The sequence below is a fragment of the Enterobacter cloacae complex sp. EB5 genome, from assembly GCF_031432835.1.
Lineage (GTDB): Bacteria > Pseudomonadota > Gammaproteobacteria > Enterobacterales > Enterobacteriaceae > Enterobacter > Enterobacter hormaechei_C.
On record NZ_CP133860.1, the window covers coordinates 1,868,764 to 1,887,583 of the forward strand.

Annotated in this window: 21 protein-coding genes; 8 read left to right on the top strand and 13 right to left on the bottom strand. The window is 52.1% G+C overall.

Annotated elements, in window-relative coordinates; translation table 11 throughout:
• The 3 genes from arsA (RHN82_RS08915) to arsC are packed head-to-tail and all read left to right on the top strand — an operon-like array spanning position 1 to position 3,527.
• Positions 1–1,752: an arsenite efflux transporter ATPase subunit ArsA gene (gene arsA, locus RHN82_RS08915; RefSeq protein WP_040117042.1), complete on the top strand. Its 1,752-nt coding sequence runs from the start codon at positions 1–3 to the stop codon at positions 1,750–1,752.
• A gap of 47 nt (positions 1,753–1,799) precedes the next feature.
• Entirely contained in the window at positions 1,800–3,089 is a 1,290-nt protein-coding gene (gene arsB / locus RHN82_RS08920) for an arsenite efflux transporter membrane subunit ArsB (protein ID WP_045614486.1), read from the top strand.
• Between the two features lie 12 nt (positions 3,090–3,101).
• Complete coding sequence (gene arsC / locus RHN82_RS08925) at positions 3,102–3,527, top strand: glutaredoxin-dependent arsenate reductase (RefSeq protein ID WP_032620702.1); 426 nt, start codon at positions 3,102–3,104, stop codon at positions 3,525–3,527.
• Between the two features lie 34 nt (positions 3,528–3,561).
• On the opposite strand, the gene RHN82_RS08930 is transcribed toward arsC, so the two are convergent.
• The 9 genes from RHN82_RS08930 to RHN82_RS08970 form a co-directional block, all read right to left on the bottom strand.
• Positions 3,562–4,098, bottom strand: coding sequence for a GNAT family N-acetyltransferase (locus RHN82_RS08930; RefSeq protein ID WP_032620703.1), 537 nt, complete (start codon positions 4,096–4,098; stop codon positions 3,562–3,564).
• Positions 4,099–4,222: 124 nt separating this feature from the next.
• Positions 4,223–5,980 carry an arsenical pump-driving ATPase gene (gene arsA, locus RHN82_RS08935; protein ID WP_032620704.1) on the bottom strand — a complete coding sequence of 586 codons (1,758 nt, stop codon included), beginning with the start codon at positions 5,978–5,980 and terminating at the stop codon, positions 4,223–4,225.
• Positions 5,981–6,000: 20 nt separating this feature from the next.
• Positions 6,001–6,363, bottom strand: coding sequence for an arsenic metallochaperone ArsD family protein (locus RHN82_RS08940; RefSeq protein WP_032620707.1), 363 nt, complete (start codon positions 6,361–6,363; stop codon positions 6,001–6,003).
• A gap of 75 nt (positions 6,364–6,438) precedes the next feature.
• Entirely contained in the window at positions 6,439–6,984 is a 546-nt protein-coding gene (locus tag RHN82_RS08945) for a sigma-70 family RNA polymerase sigma factor (protein ID WP_040117040.1), read from the bottom strand.
• Positions 6,985–6,992: 8 nt separating this feature from the next.
• Positions 6,993–7,706, bottom strand: a complete 714-nt coding sequence (gene arsH, locus RHN82_RS08950; protein WP_040117039.1) for an arsenical resistance protein ArsH — start codon at positions 7,704–7,706, stop codon at positions 6,993–6,995.
• Position 7,707: 1 nt separating this feature from the next.
• Complete coding sequence (locus RHN82_RS08955) at positions 7,708–8,031, bottom strand: helix-turn-helix transcriptional regulator (RefSeq protein ID WP_032620711.1); 324 nt, start codon at positions 8,029–8,031, stop codon at positions 7,708–7,710.
• 451 nt (positions 8,032–8,482) lie between these two features.
• Positions 8,483–9,688, bottom strand: coding sequence for an MFS transporter (locus RHN82_RS08960; RefSeq protein WP_040117038.1), 1,206 nt, complete (start codon positions 9,686–9,688; stop codon positions 8,483–8,485).
• 182 nt (positions 9,689–9,870) lie between these two features.
• Positions 9,871–10,698 carry a universal stress protein gene (locus RHN82_RS08965; protein WP_040117037.1) on the bottom strand — a complete coding sequence of 276 codons (828 nt, stop codon included), beginning with the start codon at positions 10,696–10,698 and terminating at the stop codon, positions 9,871–9,873.
• 18 nt (positions 10,699–10,716) lie between these two features.
• Positions 10,717–12,195, bottom strand: coding sequence for a SulP family inorganic anion transporter (locus RHN82_RS08970; RefSeq protein WP_032620715.1), 1,479 nt, complete (start codon positions 12,193–12,195; stop codon positions 10,717–10,719).
• Between the two features lie 794 nt (positions 12,196–12,989).
• On the opposite strand from RHN82_RS08970, the gene RHN82_RS08975 reads away from it, so the two are divergent.
• Positions 12,990–14,110 (top strand): IS3-like element ISSen4 family transposase gene (locus tag RHN82_RS08975; RefSeq protein ID WP_085950818.1). Its coding sequence is split into 2 segments (ribosomal slippage): positions 12,990–13,248 and positions 13,248–14,110, totalling 1,122 coding nucleotides; the frame shifts between segments, so codons are not numbered across the junction.
• A gap of 298 nt (positions 14,111–14,408) precedes the next feature.
• Here RHN82_RS08975 and RHN82_RS08980 read toward each other — a convergent pair.
• A complete protein-coding gene (locus RHN82_RS08980; protein ID WP_071962261.1) occupies positions 14,409–14,585 on the bottom strand; it encodes a toxin-antitoxin system HicB family antitoxin in 177 nt (58 codons plus the stop codon).
• A 136-nt stretch (positions 14,586–14,721) separates the two neighbouring features.
• On the opposite strand from RHN82_RS08980, the gene RHN82_RS08985 reads away from it, so the two are divergent.
• The 4 genes from RHN82_RS08985 (at position 14,722) to RHN82_RS09000 (ending at position 16,337) form a co-directional block, all read left to right on the top strand.
• A complete protein-coding gene (locus RHN82_RS08985; protein WP_006812446.1) occupies positions 14,722–15,063 on the top strand; it encodes a SymE family type I addiction module toxin in 342 nt (113 codons plus the stop codon).
• Positions 15,064–15,165: 102 nt separating this feature from the next.
• On the top strand, positions 15,166–15,324 hold the full coding sequence (locus RHN82_RS24555; protein WP_232959786.1) for a hypothetical protein: 159 nt from the start codon (positions 15,166–15,168) through the stop codon (positions 15,322–15,324).
• A gap of 366 nt (positions 15,325–15,690) precedes the next feature.
• Complete coding sequence (locus RHN82_RS08995) at positions 15,691–16,041, top strand: type II toxin-antitoxin system RelE/ParE family toxin (RefSeq protein WP_047050720.1); 351 nt, start codon at positions 15,691–15,693, stop codon at positions 16,039–16,041.
• Positions 16,038–16,337, top strand: a complete 300-nt coding sequence (locus RHN82_RS09000) for a helix-turn-helix domain-containing protein (RefSeq protein ID WP_045335986.1) — start codon at positions 16,038–16,040, stop codon at positions 16,335–16,337. Before RHN82_RS08995 ends, RHN82_RS09000 begins: the two co-directional genes overlap by 4 nt.
• A 64-nt stretch (positions 16,338–16,401) precedes the next feature.
• Here RHN82_RS09000 and RHN82_RS09005 read toward each other — a convergent pair whose 3' ends face one another.
• From RHN82_RS09005 to RHN82_RS09015, 3 genes are all read right to left on the bottom strand, one after another.
• Positions 16,402–17,325, bottom strand: a complete 924-nt coding sequence (locus RHN82_RS09005; RefSeq protein WP_306659836.1) for a GlxA family transcriptional regulator — start codon at positions 17,323–17,325, stop codon at positions 16,402–16,404.
• Between the two features lie 200 nt (positions 17,326–17,525).
• The gene (locus RHN82_RS09010; protein WP_047050718.1) at positions 17,526–18,005 is read right to left on the bottom strand and encodes a hypothetical protein; all 480 of its coding nucleotides are present in this window, start codon (positions 18,003–18,005) and stop codon (positions 17,526–17,528) included.
• 1 nt (position 18,006) lies between these two features.
• Positions 18,007–18,795, bottom strand: a complete 789-nt coding sequence (locus tag RHN82_RS09015) for a winged helix-turn-helix domain-containing protein (RefSeq protein WP_045329485.1) — start codon at positions 18,793–18,795, stop codon at positions 18,007–18,009.
• Between the last annotated feature and the right edge of the window lie 25 nt (positions 18,796–18,820).

The window sequence follows — 18,820 nt, forward strand, 5'->3', positions numbered from 1 at the left end:
ATGAAATTCTTACAGAATATCCCGCCTTACCTGTTTTTTACCGGTAAGGGAGGCGTAGGAAAAACTTCTATTTCCTGCGCGACGGCAATCCGCCTTGCTGAACAGGGTAAGCGGGTTTTGCTGGTCAGTACCGATCCAGCCTCCAATGTCGGCCAGGTATTCGAACAGGCTATCGGTAACACCATTCGCCCTGTGGCAGCAGTTCATGGACTTTCCGCTCTGGAAATCGACCCGCAGGAAGCCGCCAAACAATACCGCTCCAGAATCGTTGATCCTATCAAAGGTCTTTTGCCTGATGACGTTGTTAACAGTATCAGCGAGCAGCTTTCAGGAGCCTGTACCACTGAGATTGCAGCGTTCGATGAATTCACTGGCTTGCTAACAGACGCTTCCCTGCTGACCCGCTTCGATCACATCATTTTTGATACAGCGCCGACGGGCCACACGATTCGCCTTCTCCAGCTTCCCGGTGCCTGGAGTAGCTTCATTGAAAGCAATCCAGATGGTGCTTCCTGTCTTGGCCCAATGGCCGGGCTGGAAAAGCAGCGTGAGCAGTATGCTCATGCGGTAGAGGCGTTATCCGATCCTGAACGTACCCGCCTGGTTCTGGTTGCGCGACTACAAAAATCTACGCTGCAGGAAGTCGCCCGCACTCATGAAGAACTCGCCGCAATTGGCCTGAAAAACCAATATCTGGTCATTAATGGTGTGCTGCCTAAAGCCGAAGCTGAACATGACGCCCTGGCAGCTGCGATATGGCAACGTGAGCAGGAGGCACTGGCAAATCTTCCTGCCGGTTTATCTGGGCTACCGACAGATACCCTATTACTACAGCCAGTCAATATGGTTGGTGTTTCAGCATTGAAGGGACTGCTGGATACCGGTTCTGAGGCATTACCGATCCCGGTAACGAACATCCAATACACGCCTGAAAACTTATCGCTCTCTGGCCTGGTCAATGATATCGCTCGCAGTGAACACGGCCTGATTATGCTGATGGGCAAAGGTGGCGTAGGGAAAACCACAATGGCTGCTGCCATCGCCGTAAGGCTGGCAGACATGGGATTTGACGTGCATCTCACGACCTCTGATCCTGCTGCGCACCTGAGTACAACGCTGAACGGCAGCCTCAAAAACCTTCAGGTCAGCCGCATCAACCCTCACGATGAAACCGAACGCTATCGCCAGCATGTTCTTGAGACGAAGGGAAGAGATCTGGACGAAGCAGGGAAACGGCTACTGGAAGAGGATTTGCGCTCTCCCTGTACTGAAGAGATTGCCGTGTTTCAGGCCTTTTCCAGGGTGATTCGTGAAGCGGGTAAACGGTTTGTTGTCATGGATACCGCCCCTACCGGACACACGCTGTTGCTGCTGGATGCGACCGGGGCTTACCACCGAGAGATTGCCAAAAAAATGGGGAATAAAGGTCATTTTACTACCCCAATGATGCAGCTTCAGGATCCGGATAGAACCAAAGTTCTGCTTGTTACGCTTCCTGAAACCACACCGGTTCTGGAAGCGGCAAACCTGCAGGTTGACCTTGAAAGAGCGGGGATTGATCCGTGGGGCTGGATTATCAATAACAGCCTTTCCATTGCGGATACGCGTTCTCCGTTGCTTTGCCAGCGCGCCCGGCAGGAATGGCCTCAGATTGAGGCTGTTAAGAATCAGCACGCTGAGCGTATAGCGCTTGTTCCGGTGCTGGCGTCAGAGCCCGCCGGTATTGAAAAGCTTAGAGAGTTGATGAATTAATTTTTTGGCATATACAGGGCGGCAAAGTCGCCCTGTCAGGAGGTTTTATGTTACTGGCAGGCGCTATTTTTGTCCTGACCATTGTTTTGGTTATCTGGCAACCGAAGGGATTAGGGATCGGCTGGAGTGCAATGCTGGGCGCGGGACTGGCTCTGATATCAGGCGTTGTGCATGTGGGCGATATTCCGGTGGTGTGGAATATTGTCTGGAACGCGACGGCGACCTTTATTGCCGTAATTATTATCAGCCTGCTGCTTGATGAGTCCGGTTTTTTCGAATGGGCAGCGCTGCACGTTTCCCGCTGGGGTAACGGTCGTGGACGTTTGCTCTTTACGTATATCGTTCTGCTCGGTGCGGCGGTGGCGGCACTGTTTGCCAACGATGGTGCGGCACTTATTCTGACGCCGATAGTCATCGCCATGCTGCTGGCATTAGGGTTCAGCAAAGGCACCACGCTGGCATTCGTCATGGCTGCCGGTTTTATTGCCGATACGGCCAGCCTGCCGCTTATCGTGTCGAACCTGGTGAATATAGTCTCGGCGGACTTCTTTGGACTGGGCTTCACTGAGTATGCGTCGGTAATGGTGCCGGTGGATATTGCCGCTATTATCGCCACGCTGGTGATGCTGCATCTGTTCTTCCGCAAAGATATTCCACCGACTTACGACCTGGCTCTCCTGAAAGCACCGGAAAAGGCGATTAAAGATCTGGCAACCTTCAGAACCGGCTGGATAGTTTTAATTTTACTGCTGGTTGGGTTCTTTGTCCTCGAGCCGCTCGGTATTCCCGTTAGCGCGATTGCGGCTGTTGGAGCTGTGATCCTGTTTGCAGTAGCTAAACGAGGCCATGCCATTAACACCGGCAAAGTGCTGCGCGGTGCGCCATGGCAGATCGTCATCTTCTCATTGGGGATGTACCTGGTGGTCTACGGTCTGCGCAACGCCGGGCTAACCGAATACCTTTCCGGTGTGCTGAACGTACTGGCGGATAAAGGGCTCTGGGCTGCGACGCTGGGTACTGGCTTCCTGACGGCTTTCCTGTCTTCCATCATGAACAACATGCCTACCGTGCTGGTTGGCGCTCTTTCTATCGATGGAAGCACCGCAACAGGAGTTATCAAAGAAGCGATGATCTACGCCAACGTGATTGGCTGCGATCTGGGCCCGAAAATTACACCTATTGGTAGCCTGGCAACGCTGCTCTGGCTGCATGTTCTTTCACAGAAGAATATGACCATCACCTGGGGATACTATTTCCGCACCGGGATCGTCATGACTCTGCCTGTGCTGTTTGTAACGCTAGCCGCGCTGGCGCTACGTCTCTCTTTCACTTTGTAATGAGATACCGATATGAGCAACATCACCATTTATCACAACCCAGCCTGCGGCACGTCGCGTAATACGCTGGAGATGATCCGCAACAGCGGTAATGAACCGACCGTCATTCATTACCTTGAAAATCCACCGTCACGCGATGAGTTGGTCAAACTTATCGCAGATATGGGGATTACAGTACGGGCGCTGCTGCGTAAAAATGTCGAGCCTTATGAAGAACTGGGGCTTGCCGAAAACAAGTTTACTGACGATCAGTTAATCGATTTTATGCTTCAGCATCCGATCCTGATTAACCGCCCGATTGTGGTGACACCGTTGGGAACGCGCCTTTGCCGCCCTTCCGAAGTGGTACTGGATATTCTTCCGGATGCGCAAAAAGGCGCATTTGCTAAGGAAGACGGCGAGAAAGTCGTTGATGAAACAGGTAAGCGATTGAAATAAACATAAAGGGGGCAGACGCCCCCTTATTCCTGCCTCAGAGCATAAGATCTGAATCTTCTGGCAGAGTACCATTCCCTTCACCAAGTTTCATTTGCAGCAAAACCGTGTCAAGCCAGCGGCCATGTTTGAAACCAATGTCCTTTAATGTGCCTATTTCAGTAAATCCTGCGCGGATATGCAGCGCAACAGAAGCGACGTTAGCGCTGTCACCCACAACAGCAATCATCTGACGATATCCCTGAGATTCGGCCCATTTTAATGCATGATCGAGCAGTGCTTTTCCGACGCCCTGTCGCTGATAAGCCGGATCAATATATATCGAATTTTCGACAGTAAACCGATAGGCATGGCGTTCGCGGTAACGGGAAATATAACAGTAGCCGATGACCGTATCGCCCTGTAGAGCGACATACCAAGGGAATCCCCGAGACTGAATGCTCCTCAGCCGGTTAAGCATTTCCTGCGTATCCGGAGGTTCGGTTTCGAAGCTACCTGTACCATGCATAACATGGTGAGCATAGATATTGCGTATCGCGGTAATGTGCTGTTCTTCAGCTTTAATAATGTGCATCGAATTGCTCCAGTAATGGTGTTTTACAAACTACCGGAATTCGCGACAGCAGGTTAAGCACTTAAACTTATAATCTGTATAAGCAAAAGTTTGGCTGCAGTAAATGGGGCCGCAGCCCCATCTATTAGCCCGCCATTTCTGCCAGCAAAGCCGTACCCACGGGCTCTTCATTCTGCAGTGGCGTTAATGCAATACGCTTTGCATACTGCTCTGTAACTTCATTTATCAGCGGCAGTTCGCGACTGGCTCGGGTTACAAGGAACGGTGAGGACGGTTTCGCAGCAGCCAGACTGCTATTGATTACCCATGCCCATGGTTCAATTCCGGCCCGGCGCAAATCCTGCTGCAGATTTGCCGCTTCCAGTACAGGTGTCGTTTCGGCAAGCGTCACGATAATCACCTTCGTCTTCTCCGGGTCCTGCAATTGCGTCATTGGCGTCAACACATGGTCATGCGTTTGCCCCATCTGGCGCACCATTTCCCGGTGATAGGCTCCTGTTGCATCCAGTAGCAGAAGAGTGTGACCTGTTGGCGCAGTGTCCATAATGACAAAATGATCGTCTGCCTCTTTGATGATCCGCGAGAATGCCTGGAATACCGCGATCTCTTCAGTACATGGCGAGCGGAGATCTTCCTCCAGCACCGCCAGCCCTTCTGCATCTAACCCTTTCCCCTGATTTTCCAGAACAAAGCGACGATAGCGTTCTGTCTCAACTTTCGGGTCAATACGGCTGACCTGAAGGTTTGGTAACGAGCCATCCAGCGTATAAGACAGATGTGCTGCCGGATCGGACGTGGTCAGATGAACTTTATGGCCTCGTTTTGCCAGCGATACAGCCACCGATGCTGCAACAGTCGTTTTGCCCACACCGCCTTTACCCATCGTCATTACCAGACCTTTACCTGCCAGGCTGAGTTCATCTACCAGAGAGGCAAGTTTCGGTAAATCCAAAGTATCCAGCGTGGTAGCAGGGAGCGGCAGCGAGGCTTTGTTCTCCGTAAATAACTGACGCAGGGCTTCCAGACCGACCAGATTAAATGGCTTCAGATACAGCTGCGAGCGGGGAAGGTTCGCCAGGTTCTCTGGCATTGCCTGTAATGCTTTTTCTTCTCGAGCCAGAATACTTTGCGCCAGTGGATCATTTTCACCCGCAAACGGCGGCAGCACGCCATTAATGGCAAGGTGTTGATGCTGCAAACCGATAGCAGAAAGCTCATCGTGCGTATGAGAGACTTCTTTCAGTGTTGAAGCTTGGGCTCGGGCAACCAGAACCAAGCGCGTGAGAGCTGCATCAGACAGCGCCTTAACCGCGTCTGAGTACTGGTGCTGTTGTTTCTCCAGCCCCACCAGCGGCCCGAGGTTAGCGGCGGCATCAGGGTTCGCTTCGAGATAACCGCTCCAGGCCCCCGGCAACTCAAGCATACGGATGGTATGACCGGTTGGCGCAGTATCAAATACGATATGGTCATACTTTTCCCGCAACTCATGGTTGGTAAGAAGACCAGTAAACTCATCAAATGCCGCGATTTCCGTAGTGCATGAACCGGAGAGCTGTTCTTCAATGCTGCTGACCACATCGGCTGGCATCAGCCCGCGAACCGGGTCGAGTACTCGGTCACGATATGCCTGTGCTGCAGCCATCGGATCAACTTCCATCGCGGCAAGATTTTCTACGGTACTGATATCTGTGATTCGGTGGCCGATAGTCTGGCTAAAGACTTGGCCGACATTGGAAGCCGGATCGGTACTCACCAGAAGCGTTCTCTTACCCTGATCGGCCAGCCATACCGCAGTAGCACAGGCCAGGGATGTTTTACCCACGCCACCTTTGCCAGTGAAGAAGATGAACGGGGGAATGTCTTTCAAAAATGGCATATTCATCAGTGATTGCTCCTCTGGAATTAAGGCATACGTGGAATGCTGCAGCAGCGTGGTTGCGTGCTGTCTTCACTCCAGTCCTGACTAAGCGGAATACCTGCCCAACGGGCGATATCTTCACGAGTCGGGAGTTTGCCTGCCATCACGAGTTTGCCGTCGAGCAATGTGACAGGGAGAGACTCCATCCCTGATGTGTTCAGAAACTCTTTAATGACCGGCGAATTCAGGAACTGCTGCGGGTTCTTCGCAAGGCTGTAGCGCTGTATATCAACGCCATTCTTTTTCGCCCATTCGGCGCTGGCGTTCCATTTGACGGCTTCGTCACTGACTACAACGCTGCTGGTTGCACAGCAGCCTGCTGCTTCAAAGATCTCAATTTTTGACATGGACTGTTTACCTCAGTGTTTAGTCATTTGGCTTTACACTGAGGTAAACGAAGGTGGTGGGGAAAAGATGCGCGATTAATTCATTTTTTTGTGGCAGCAGACGGAAGACGTGTCATCCGCCTCAATCTGACAAAGTTCTGTCATCGTCTCTTTCAGGTGTTTTCTGGCCCGAAGTAGTCGGGATTTAAACGCCGTAAGCGTGATTCCCAGTTCATCGGCCAGGGACTGCTGGGGACGCCGGTTAAGGTCGGATTCTTCAATCAACCACCGCTCATCTTCAGGTAATGCCTGCAATGTTTCAGGCAGGCAAATATCCAGCGTTGAGATTGCATCAGGGGATGCATCAGTTAATGGGGCATCATCTTCCAGCTCAACGAATTCCCTGGTGGTGCGGTACTCATCAATCAGCAGATTCCTCGCCGCCCGATACAGCCAGGCTCGCGGATTCTCCATTTCGCAGAAACTGTCTGAATGAGCGCGGGCACGCAGGAATAGCTCTTGCAGAAGGTCTGCTGCTTTTTCGCTATCACCTGTCTTCGATGTCAGAAAGCGAGATAGTTCTGCTTCATGTAGCCGCCAGAACACGCTCATGCAGTTGTTGAATGCCGTTACATCACTCATACCAGCCCTCAAATTTTGCTCTGATTAACCCGCCGTGAAAGTTCTTCTGCAGACTCTTTTCGTTCGCTGTAGCGATCAACGAGATAGGCGGAGTTACCTCGGGTCAGCAGAGTAAATTTCACCAGTTCTTCCATCACATCCACGATCCTGTCGTAATAAGACGACGGTTTCATTCGTCCATCTTCATCAAATTCCTGCCAGGCTTTTGCCACAGAGGACTGATTCGGGATGGTGATCATCCGCATCCAGCGGCCAAGAATTCGCATCTGGTTTACGGCATTGAAAGACTGAGAGCCACCGCAGACCTGCATAACGGCCAGTGTCTTACCCTGCGAAGGGCGAACAGCGCCTTCTGATAACGGTATCCAATCAATCTGGGCTTTCATGATGCCGGTCATCGCACCATGGCGTTCAGGGGAACACCACACCATCCCTTCGGACCAACGAACCAGCTCGCGCAGTTCCATGACTTTAGGATGCGAGTCAGGCGCATCATCAGGAAGAGGCAAGCCTGAGGGACTGAAGATCCGAACCTCTGCGCCCATGGCTGTCAGCAATCTTGCCGCTTCTTCCGTTGCCAATCGGCTGTAAGAGCGTTCACGTACAGAGCCGTATAGCATGAGGATTCGCGGCGGATGAGGAACGGCAGGAACACCGAATCTTGCTTCTGTGATTGAGGTGTCGAACAAACCCGCATCAACATTCTTAAGATCACCTGTCATTTTACTTCTCCGTTTTCTGGGGCATGGTGAGGCAGTTGTCAGTCCCTGAGCAGCATTCTTCTGTCAGGAAGGTAATCAGAGCTTCAAGGTTTTCATATCGAGCGTGGCAAAAAAGCGTTCTGCCCTGACGTTCCTGGCGTACCAAAGAAACTGATATCAACGAGGAAAGATGATGGCTCAACGTAGACGCTGGGATTTCGAGCCGCTTCTGCAGTTCACCAACCGGTAACCCTTCATGTCCGGCTTTAACCAATTCTCTGTACACGCTCAGGCGCGTAGGATGCCCCAGCTCCTTCAGGGTATCTGCTGCTTTTGAAAGCTCCATTTGTATCTCATTTCTATATTTCCGGAATTGTAGAAATATATCTAATTTCCTTCCCTGGTAAAAGAGGGGCAATGGTCGATGTCGGCACGCTCAGATTTAATCTACGAACTCTACCGACCGAAACTGTCTCTTAAACGTCTAACACATAAATCAAGTCGCTACATTTCGGACAAACCTTGTCCCCATGCCAGCCAATATCTCACCAGCAGCATCGCCATTGCCGTATCGTCGTGTTAGTAGGGGTCAGTTTGGATATCGAAAATTATTGTACGTTAAGGTGATTTTTTGTACTCCTGAGCTGTGGTAGGGGCTTGATCACGTTAAACTCACCGCGAAAAGCGGACGTTCGGATATTCCATCAAGCTCTGGAGTGCCTGGATTATCCATGCGATTTACACCTTATTCAGAATCGAATTTTACTGAATTCACTGGTCTCATGTACCGCGTCGGCCTAGAAGTTTATATCCGGCACATCTGCTTTGATGCGGGTTGCGAGCAGGCTGGCACTGACAATGTAAATCAGACAGAGCATCGCCTGCAGTCGCAGCGTCACTTGGTGGTCAATGAGCACGCCCATAATTACCGGTGATGCCCCGCTGACTACTACCATCCCGGCTTCAACCGCCGATCGCACCCTCGCCAGCTGCGCCGGACCAAAGAGCTGTACCCAGAGCGCGGTGGCGAGCGTTGAGGCGATCGCCGAGGATATGCCGGTCATGATGAGGTAAAAAGGCGTCACCCACTGGCCGTTGCTGAGCCAGAGCGCAGACATGGCGACCGCCTGCGGCATCAGGAACCAGGGGAGCAGCCGGCGCGGCGTCAGTCTGTCGATCATAGGTCCGAAAGAGAGCAGCGATACGGCCTGAGTCAGAGCGTAGGCGATAAACCACACTGCCACCCACGACAGTGCCCAGCCCTTTTCCTCTGCAAGCCTGGCCTGATGAAAAAAGAAGCCGGTGGTGATAAATGGCGAGGCGAGAACGACCGGCAGCGCCAGCAGGAGGTTGCGGTTTTTCCATATGGACGCTTCCTTTATCACCGCCTCGCCCCGATTTCTGAAGTTTCGCAGCGGGGCTTCCCGACCGCGCGGCAGGAACATCAGCGCGATCGCGATGCCGGCGATAAGAATGGCGGCGTTGAGGCTCCATGCGAGACGCCAGCCTGTCAGATTACTTATCTGCACCGCCACGACAGGGAAAACAGCCTGCGCCAGCGATAATCCCAGCGCAATGGCCCCGAGCGCCTTGCCTGCATCGAGTGGAAACTGGCGCGCCGTCGCCGTAAGCGCGGTATGCACCATCAGGCCCTGACCACCAAAACGAAGAAAATAAAAACCAATGCCGAGCATCCATGCCGCCTGCGCACCTGATATCAGCAGGCAGGCAATGGTCAACAGCAGAGTAACGGCCAGCGTAAAACGCCGGGTGGTCGTGTAGTCAATCAGCCTGCCTGCCCAGGTCAGCGTCACCGCGCTCATCACGGTGCCGATGGCGTACAGCCCGCCCAGTCCGCCATCGCTGAGTCCAAAAGTCTGCCTGAATTCCTGACCGTAAAGCGAAATAAAGTAGGTCTGTCCAAAGCTCGACATGGCCATCAGGATCGCGCCAAAAATCAGATGGCTGCCGTGCTGAAACATAAAACGAAATAGCTGACGCATATTTTCCCTGTGTACTGGCTCTTATCCCGTAAAGCCCGCGTATTAATCAGGCACGCTGATCCAGCCAGCCTGATTACTGCGGCTTTTACAGAGCCTGAATGATAGCTAACGCAGGCGCAGCGGGCTGCGCCGCACTTCTTTCAGATGGCATAAGACGGGCCTGAAAGACAGGCCCGTGCGCTTCATCGCAGCATCAGCAGAGCCTGGCGACTTTCTGAGAGCATCTCAGTGGTGTGGCTGCCGATAAAGAATCGCCGCAACCGTGAATGCCCATAAGCCCCCATCACCGTCAGGTCGATGCCATTCTCATCGGCATACCGGCATAACGCGCCGGTGACAGATTTATCCTCCAGTAGCTGGGCTGCCGTGACGATACCAGCCTCCTGCAGGATCGCCTGTGCATCCTGCAGCGTCGACGCTTCGCCGTTAACCATGACAAGATGGCAGGTCAGACCGCTCAGGAGCGGGCTGACGGTCAGGCGCATCAGGTTTTCCCGGCTCGCCTCACTGCCGTCATACGCAAACATGACCCGTGACGGCGTCGAAAAGGTTTCCGGCACGACCAGCACCGGTCGCTTCTGCAGCCGGATGACGCTTTCCAGGTGGCTGCCAACCGGATTCCGGGAGCCTCTGCGGCCCAGCACCATCAGACGGATATCGCCCAGCTCTGCCAGGATCTCATCCAGCGCGCCGTTCTTTTGCATCAGCTGGACCTCCGGCTGTCCGGCCTGCTTCAGCAGCGCCGCACAGTCAGTCAGCACGGCCTTTCCCTGTGCCATCATCAGGCGGCTGCGCTCGCCCTCGATGCGGACCAGCTCTTCAGTCAGCTGCTCCCGGCTGTCGATACCGATGGTGCCGGTCAGGTCGGACACAGCGGGAGGGTCATTTTTTTCCAGCACGTGCATCAGGGCAAGGGGCACGTCCAGTTTCCCGGCCGCCCAGGCCGCATACTCACAGACCGAACGGGTTGACGGCGAACCGTCCACGCAGGCAATAACGGTGTTATTCATGATGAATTCTCCTGTGGATTAATGGCCGCCCATCAGCTTTTCAACTTCTTCGGGCTTGTCATGCACGCCAAAGCGGTCAACGATAGTGCGGGTTGCGTCGTTCATGCCCCTGATTTCCACCTCCGTGCCCTCGCGGCGGAACTTGATCACGATGCGGTCCAGGGCACTGACCGATGTAATGTCCCAGAAGTGGGCGTGCGTCACGTCGATCACCACGCGCTCCAGCGCCTCGCGGAAGTCGAAGTGGCTGGTAAACCGGTCAGACGAGGCAAAGAAGACCTGGCCAGTCACGGTGTAGGTCCGGGTATCGCCCTTCAGCTCAGAGGAGACTGCCATGAAGCGGGCGACCTTGGTGGCGAAGTTCAGCGCGGCAATCAGCACGCCGGTCAGCACGCCAAATGCCAGGTTATCGGTGGCCACCACCACCACCACGGTTGCCAGCATCACCACGCTGGTTGAGAACGGATGAGAGCGCAGGTTGCTGATGGAGCGCCAGGAGAAGGTGCCGATGGAAACCATAATCATCACCGCAACCAAGGCCGCCATCGGTATCTGTGACACCCACTGGCGCAGAAATACCACCATTAACAGCAGCACCACGCCCGCCGTGAGCGTGGAAAGACGCCCACGTCCGCCGGACTTCACGTTAATCACCGACTGACCAATCATGGCGCAGCCCGCCATGCCGCCGATGAACGAGGTGCAGATATTGGCAATACCCTGCGCCTTGCACTCACGGTTCTTGTCGCTTGGCGTGTCGGTCATGTCGTCCACGATGGTTGCGGTCATCATCGACTCCAGCAGCCCCACCACGGCAAGCCCGGCTGAATACGGCAAAATAATCCGCAGCGTGTCAAGGTTAAGCGGGATGTCAGGAATGAGGAATACCGGCAGGCTGTCCGGCAGTTTGCCCATATCGCCCACGGTGCGCACGTCGAGGTGCAGCCACATGGAAATGGCGGTCAGCACGATGATGCAGACCAGGGGAGAGGGGATGGTTTTATTCAGGTACGGGAAAAGATAGATTATACCAAGACCGGCAGCGGTCAGAGCATATACGTGCCAGGTTACGTTGGTGAGTTCCGGCAGCTGCGCCATAAATATCAGTATCGCCAGCGCGTTCACAAAGCCGGTGACCACCGAGCGGGACACGTAGCGCATCAGGCTGCCGAGCTTCAGGTAGCCGGCAATCAGTTGAAGAACGCCGGTCAGTGCCGAGGCGGCAAGCAGGTACTGCAGGCCGTGGTCTTTTACCAGCGTAATCATCAACAGCGCCATCGCACCGGTGGCGGACGAAATCATCGCCGGGCGGCCACCAAAGAAGGCCATAACCAGGGGAATACAGAAGGCGGAGTAGAGACCGACCTGCGGATCTACGCCAGCGATGATGGAAAAGGCGATCGCTTCCGGAATAAGCGCGAGCGCGACCACAATACCGGCGAGGACGTCACCACGGACGTTACCCAGCCAGTCCTTACGCGTCGAGGACAGCAACATAGTAGTTTCTCAGTTTTTGAAGACAGTCAGCCCGTGAAGGCAAAGTTTATGTACGAAAAAGCACATCCGCAGACGGGATGCTTTTGAGTGCGCGACTGAGGTCACTCAGTGCGACAGAGAGGGGGACGACTTATGGTGGCGTAATACGCATGATGGTTTTTTTATAACTCCTTTACGGGGGGCTTATGCACCTTAAGGAACCAGAAAGACCGGCTGCATGAGCTTTCAGCACTGGTCACGAATGCCCGCCGGGCTGATAAAAATCAGACATTCCCCGGCTAAAAGCCTTTTTACTCTACACGAAACGTAAACGGGGTCAATGTTCGGAAGATAAAGGATGCCCACAAAGCACGCTATAACCGGTATAAATCAGCACCATTTCGCTTCCTTTTGTCAGGTATTGCCGGTCATTTCAATATGCCTGACATGAGAGATACAGGAATTGAAGTTTAGTGTTGCGTTGACCCATTGAACTTACAGCCCACAACGGACGTTTCGTCGGCTAAGGCCAGCTAAAGTAGTAAGGCCAAAAAACACCCTTAACGTACAATAATTTTCGATATCCAAACCGACCCCTAGTAGGTCGAAGGCGCATTTCTGAAGGCGGGATAGTTTTTGGCGAGTTTTGTTCTGGTACTGTTTGGAGCTTGCTAAATCGACATGTTTTAAGCCGAGCAACATTGTTGATATGCCTCGGTATGTGCACAAACGTTCTTGTAGATGTGACCTGCTCCCCGTTGATTAGTACACCCCGATGTTAGTAATGTCTTCATAAGCCACATGAGGACATCCCCATGAAGAAGCGTTTTTCCGACGAACAGATCATCAGTATTCTCCGCGAAGCCGAAGCTGGGGTACCCGCCCGTGAACTCTGCCGCAAGCATGCCATTTCCGATGCCACGTTTTACACCTGGCGTAAGAAGTATGGCGGTATGGAGGTGCCTGAAGTTAAGCGCCTGAAGTCGCTTGAGGAAGAGAACACCAGACTCAAGAAGCTGCTTGCCGAAGCCATGCTGGATAAAGAGGCGCTTCAGGTGGCTCTTGGGCGAAAGTACTGACGACAGACCAGAAGCGGGAAGCCGTGATGTTGATGTGTGATGCGACCGGTCTGTCGCAACGTCGTGCCTGCAGGCTTACAGGTTTATCCCTGTCGACCTGCCGCTATGAGGCTCACCGTCCGGCTGCTGATGCGCATTTATCAGGGCGCATCACTGAGCTGGCACTGGAGCGCAGGCGTTTTGGCTACCGTCGTATTTGGCAGTTGCTGCGCCGTGAAGGGCTTCATGTTAATCATAAGCGCGTGTACCGGCTTTATCACCTCAGTGGCCTGGGCGTAAAACGCAGAAGACGTCGTAAAGGGCTGGCAACAGAACGTCTGCCGCTGCTCCGTCCGGCGGCGCCCAATCTGACCTGGTCGATGGATTTCGTCATGGACGCACTTTCCACCGGTCGCAGGATCAAGTGTCTTACCTGCGTCGATGATTTCACAAAGGAATGCCTGACGGTCACTGTTGCCTTTGGGATTTCAGGCGTTCAGGTCACGCGTATTCTGGACAGCATTGCACTGTTTCGAGGCTATCCGGCGACGATAAGAACTGACCAGGGGCCGGAGTTCACTTGCCGTGCACTGGATCAATGGGCCTTTGAGCATGGTGTTGAGTTGCGCTTAATCCAGCCGGGCAAGCCAACGCAGAACGGATTTATTGAGAGCTTTAACGGACGATTTCGCGATGAATGTTTGAATGAGCACTGGTTCAGCGATATCGTTCATGCCAGGAAAATTATTAATGACTGGCGGCAGGATTATAACGAATGCCGCCCGCACTCCACGCTGAATTATCAGACACCGTCTGAATTTGCAGCGGGCTGGAGAAAGGGTCATTCTGAGAATGAAGATTCCGACGTTACTAACTGAGTGTTGTATCTAATCGTGGGGGCAGGTCAGAGCAGGCGAATTTATTTATGATGTAAGGTTAACAGATATGCTTAATAAACAAATACATACCATACACGGGAAATATGATAATACTTGTGATTATATTGATAATGAATTTACAAAATACATTGATGGCAAATTTATGTCAAAATACACTGATAGATTACATATACACACTATTGATCAAGATGACTTTATAGAAGCTACATCTGTTTATATTTTATATGAAATTACTTAACATACTAATAAGGCAATAAAATAAGTTTATTGCCTATAGTTAACTATTTTTTTCTAGCTCTTTTCGTCCTAATGATTTAAGCCAATTCCCCAAACTCATCCCTTCAGCCTTCGCCGCAGCCTCAAACTGTGCCTTCAACTCCGGCGTAATACGAATTTGAAAAGTTGGTGCTTTTCCGGATTTAGATTTATTAGGGTCGCGTTTAGCTGTTGACATGTACGTACCTACAAGAGCAAGATATCTTCACTGAGGTACGTACCTTAACATACGAAAACCTCAAATTGAAACGCCCTCGCCAGGTGCTCGCAACACCGGACGAGAGCTAACCTCACCAACTATCAAGGAGTTGATTATGGCTGATTCGCATTCTACCCCAGACACCGACCAATCCGGAACCGAGCGTTCATTAATTGTGGGATACCGCCCGAATGTTTACGACAAATCTACGCCAAAAATCATCCTTTCCGGCAAGTGGCTGCGCGCGGCGGGGTTTGATACTGGACAGCAGGTCACGGTAAAGGTCATGAAAGGATGCATCGTTCTGGTGGCGTATAACGAGCAGGAGCAACGTTTGCAGGATGATTATAAACGGACGAAAGCAAAGCTTATTGAGATAGAGGACGCGCTTGCAGCGATCCAAATTCCACATGCTGGAAAGCGCCTCGCAAAATCAAATACAAACCATCTGGCTTAGCGGCTGTTTCTGGCGCGCAAACCGTCTTGTGCAACAGGCGTTTGAGATATGGAAACGACATGGCTGATAAGACGTAATCCAATCTCCGACAGGTGATTTGTTATGTTTGCCTGTGATGACGGAACCGCTCGCATCACATGTCGCTTTAAACATGAAACACTCTGGCTGTCGCAAGCAGCCAGAGCGGCTCTTTTTCAGGTCACACCGCAAGCCAAAACTCAGCATATCAAAGCCATTTACGAAGAAGGTGAGCTTGAATAAAAAGCAACTTGTAAGGCTTACTTACAGGTTCAGCAAGAAGGACAATCGCAACACATTTCACTATTGCCTTCCCGGCTTCCTCGCTTTCGGTTAGGGCAGACCAGGCGCTCCAGGTATAACTGGTAAATGGCTTTGTTATGGATAACAAGTGCCTGAAGAATCTCCCAGTCGGATCATCCGCCCTATATGTTTATTTCGAAGAAATGCTGGAAAGCGCCTCGCAGTTTCTCACTTGCACCATCCGTTTGATATCTCTTCTTTGTCATACTCCTGCCACTCACGCCCTGGCTGCCACTGACAGCCATTGCATTTATTAACTACAGCTTATATTCTTTTTATAAGCTACAGCTTATCATGGACGAAAGCATGTGGACGGTACTGTTTAGTAAGGTATTCGAGCAATGGTTGCTTGAACAGGAAGATGGGTTGCAGGAAAAGGTATTGGCAGACCTGTTAAATCTACAGAATTATGGACCGCGTCTTCCTCGTCCCTATGCGGATACCGTTAAAGGGTCACAGTATAAGAATATGAAAGAGTTACGTATTCAATATGCGGGTCGCCCGGTTCGTGCGTTCTTCGCGTTTGATCCTGTACGTCAGGCCATTGTGCTTTGCGCGGGCGATAAGCGTAATGACAAAACCTTTTATGAAAAACTGATTCGCATTGCAGATGCCGAATTCACCCTTCATCTGACAAGCCTGGAGGCAGCCAAGTGAAAACCTTAAATGAAGTGATTGCGTCACGCTCACCGGAAAGCCAACAGCGCATTCAGGAGATGGCAGAGGAAATGTTCCTCGAAACCGGTCTGCAACTTCTGCGTGAAGAGCTCCAGCTTTCGCAAAAACATGTCGCCGATCTTATGGGCGTAAGTCAACCTGCGGTAACACAGCTGGAGCAGCGTGGAAACGATCTTAAGATTGCTACGCTTAAGCGTTACATCGAAGCGATGGGCGGAAAACTTAGCATTAACGTGGAACTTCCCACTGGCAAGCGGGTTGCGTTTCATCTCTAGCGCGATTGTATCCGCAGTTGATGGCGCAACTACATAAACCGCATTTTACATCCACCTCAGAAAATTAACTCTGCGACGTGCGCCACACCCCAGGCGTACAACCATACTCCGTCTGAAAATGACGAATAAAGTGCGCGCAGTCGCTGAACCCCATCCGCTGTGCAATATCCGTCACGCTCTGCTGTGAGTTCTTCAGCAGCCAGCAAGCATAGCGCAGTCTGGCGCTGCGGATAAATTCGCGAGCCGTTTTGCCGAATTCTGCGTGGAACAGACGGTTGAGCTGGCGTTCACTCAATGCCACTTCTCGCGCTAGCCCGGCTGTGGTGAGCGGCCGGGTCAGGAACTGTTCTATCAGCATGACGGCGCGGCGCAGTCGCGAGTCAGGGATGAGCGCAAGATTGGCCGGTCGCGGGGTGGCAATTTCATGCGGAACGAGCGACAAACGCTGACAGGTGGTGCTGGCGATATCATCCCCGGCATGGGCGCGGATAAGCTCAGTTGCCAGCGTCAGGGTGGAAATACCGCCCGGGCAGGTCAGCACATCGCCATCGTCGATGAAATCATATCCTTGCTCAGCATAAACCTGCGGGAAAGACTGCCGAAATGCATCAAGGTGGAAAGGATGGATGGATGCTCGCCGTTCATTCAGCAGTCCTTCCTGTGCGAGGACAAAACTGCCGGTGCCAATGCCAATGAGCGGAACCCCGGCATGGTGGGCATGTGCCAGATACGCTTTATCCCCCTGATACCCTAAGTCCAGATACTGCAATTCACCGCCGATAACAGCAAGGTAGTTAAAACTGTCCGGCGGCGCATGGGAGGAATCTGGTCTCATGCTAATCCCCGCATTGCTGATAATCGGGATATCAGGAAATTCACTTATCAGGCTGATTTTAAATGCTAATTTATCCTGCGCTTTCGCTGCATAACGCAGCGCCTCCAGCAACCCGGAGACAGCCAGGAGTGAATAGCGGGGCCATAATATCAACCCAATATGCAGACACTTTTCCGGTACTGATTTCCCCCCATCGGATGAGTCAAATACACTTTTCATTTACTTGCCAAATTTAAAATTAATTACATTATCGCAACATGATCTGTCGCACTTTATATTTCTAAGATAATCCTGATATTTTAAATCAAGCATAAATGAGACGGGAGGAAAATATAATGTTTTTCTCGTTTATATCATTCTTTTTTTGAACCACGACACACATATGTCGGTAATGTTCCTAAGGTAAAGATATAGTTACCATTATGTTGTTCATTGATCCGCATATAAATACTCTTGCCCGGATAGACAAAAAATTGCGGTTCATATTTTTCCAGCCAGCTGTCGTCGACATTATCGTCCGGGAACGTCATATTTTTTTCTGACGTCAGCAAATAGAGATGATCCTGTCTCTCCACGCGAAAGGAAATTTTCCTGTCGATGGTTTTACCCGGATCGCTCTTTGCCCGGCCATTCATGCTCAGGGTGCCGAATTTCCCGTCGAAGGTGTAATTCAGCCAGACCGTCAGCGTCTCATCCGGATGGTGCTGTACCAGATTGGCCTGGCATGACAAAGGCTGAACGTAAGTTCGGTGCCACAGGTAATAGCCCGTCAGCACGCCTGCCGTGACGAGGCCCGCCACGATGATATACAGCATCTGCCGAAAACGAGTCATGCTAGCTATCCTTCAGGAAATAATCAGATATACAGCGGTTCGGTTCTTTCATTGGCCGGTCGCAGCGAATAACCGACGCACGAGGAAGCAGAGCGTACCAGCTGATGTAAACCCAGGGATATTGCGCGCATTCAGCCTTGAATTGTTCCACATAGGTCAGCGCGGAAGCGCGTTCAGCGTGGGTCTGGATGTCGTTCGCAAGATAAACGCGACAGGCCCCGACGGATGCCGCAAAACGGTAATCCTCAACAAACCGGTTTTCTGTGGCGTTCATATATCCCGTCACGCCTGCCCCGGCCAGGATGATCAACAGCCCCATGACGACAGCCAGCCAGCGCGTGGGCTTCCTGACAACGGGCGCTGCTGGCGCGGAAGTTGTAGATACCTCCTCGATCGCTGGCGCCTCCACACATTGTTCCTCTGCGGGTTGAGGCGCGACGGGTGAAGACTCTCTGACGGTTATTTGCGTGTCGCTTGCCAGCGTCAGCCCAATCCGGGGAATGGTAACGATAGGGTCAGTTTCAAAACCAATCTTTTTGAGCCCTTTGCGCAGGATGGAGATGTTCTGGTAATAGGTATTGGAGGAGACAAGCATGCCGCGGCTTTGCCAGACAATATCAAGGAACTCTTGCTGAGTGACAATCGACCCCGCTCTGTCGATTAATAACAACAGGCATCGGCCTGCTGGCGAATTTAACACAACCACACGGTCAGGATTGTTGATATCACGCAACGTGCTGGCCGCAGGATGAAATTCGACGATATTATTTATTATGTAATGCTTATGCATAGGGGCAGTATGAATTCTCCGGTTA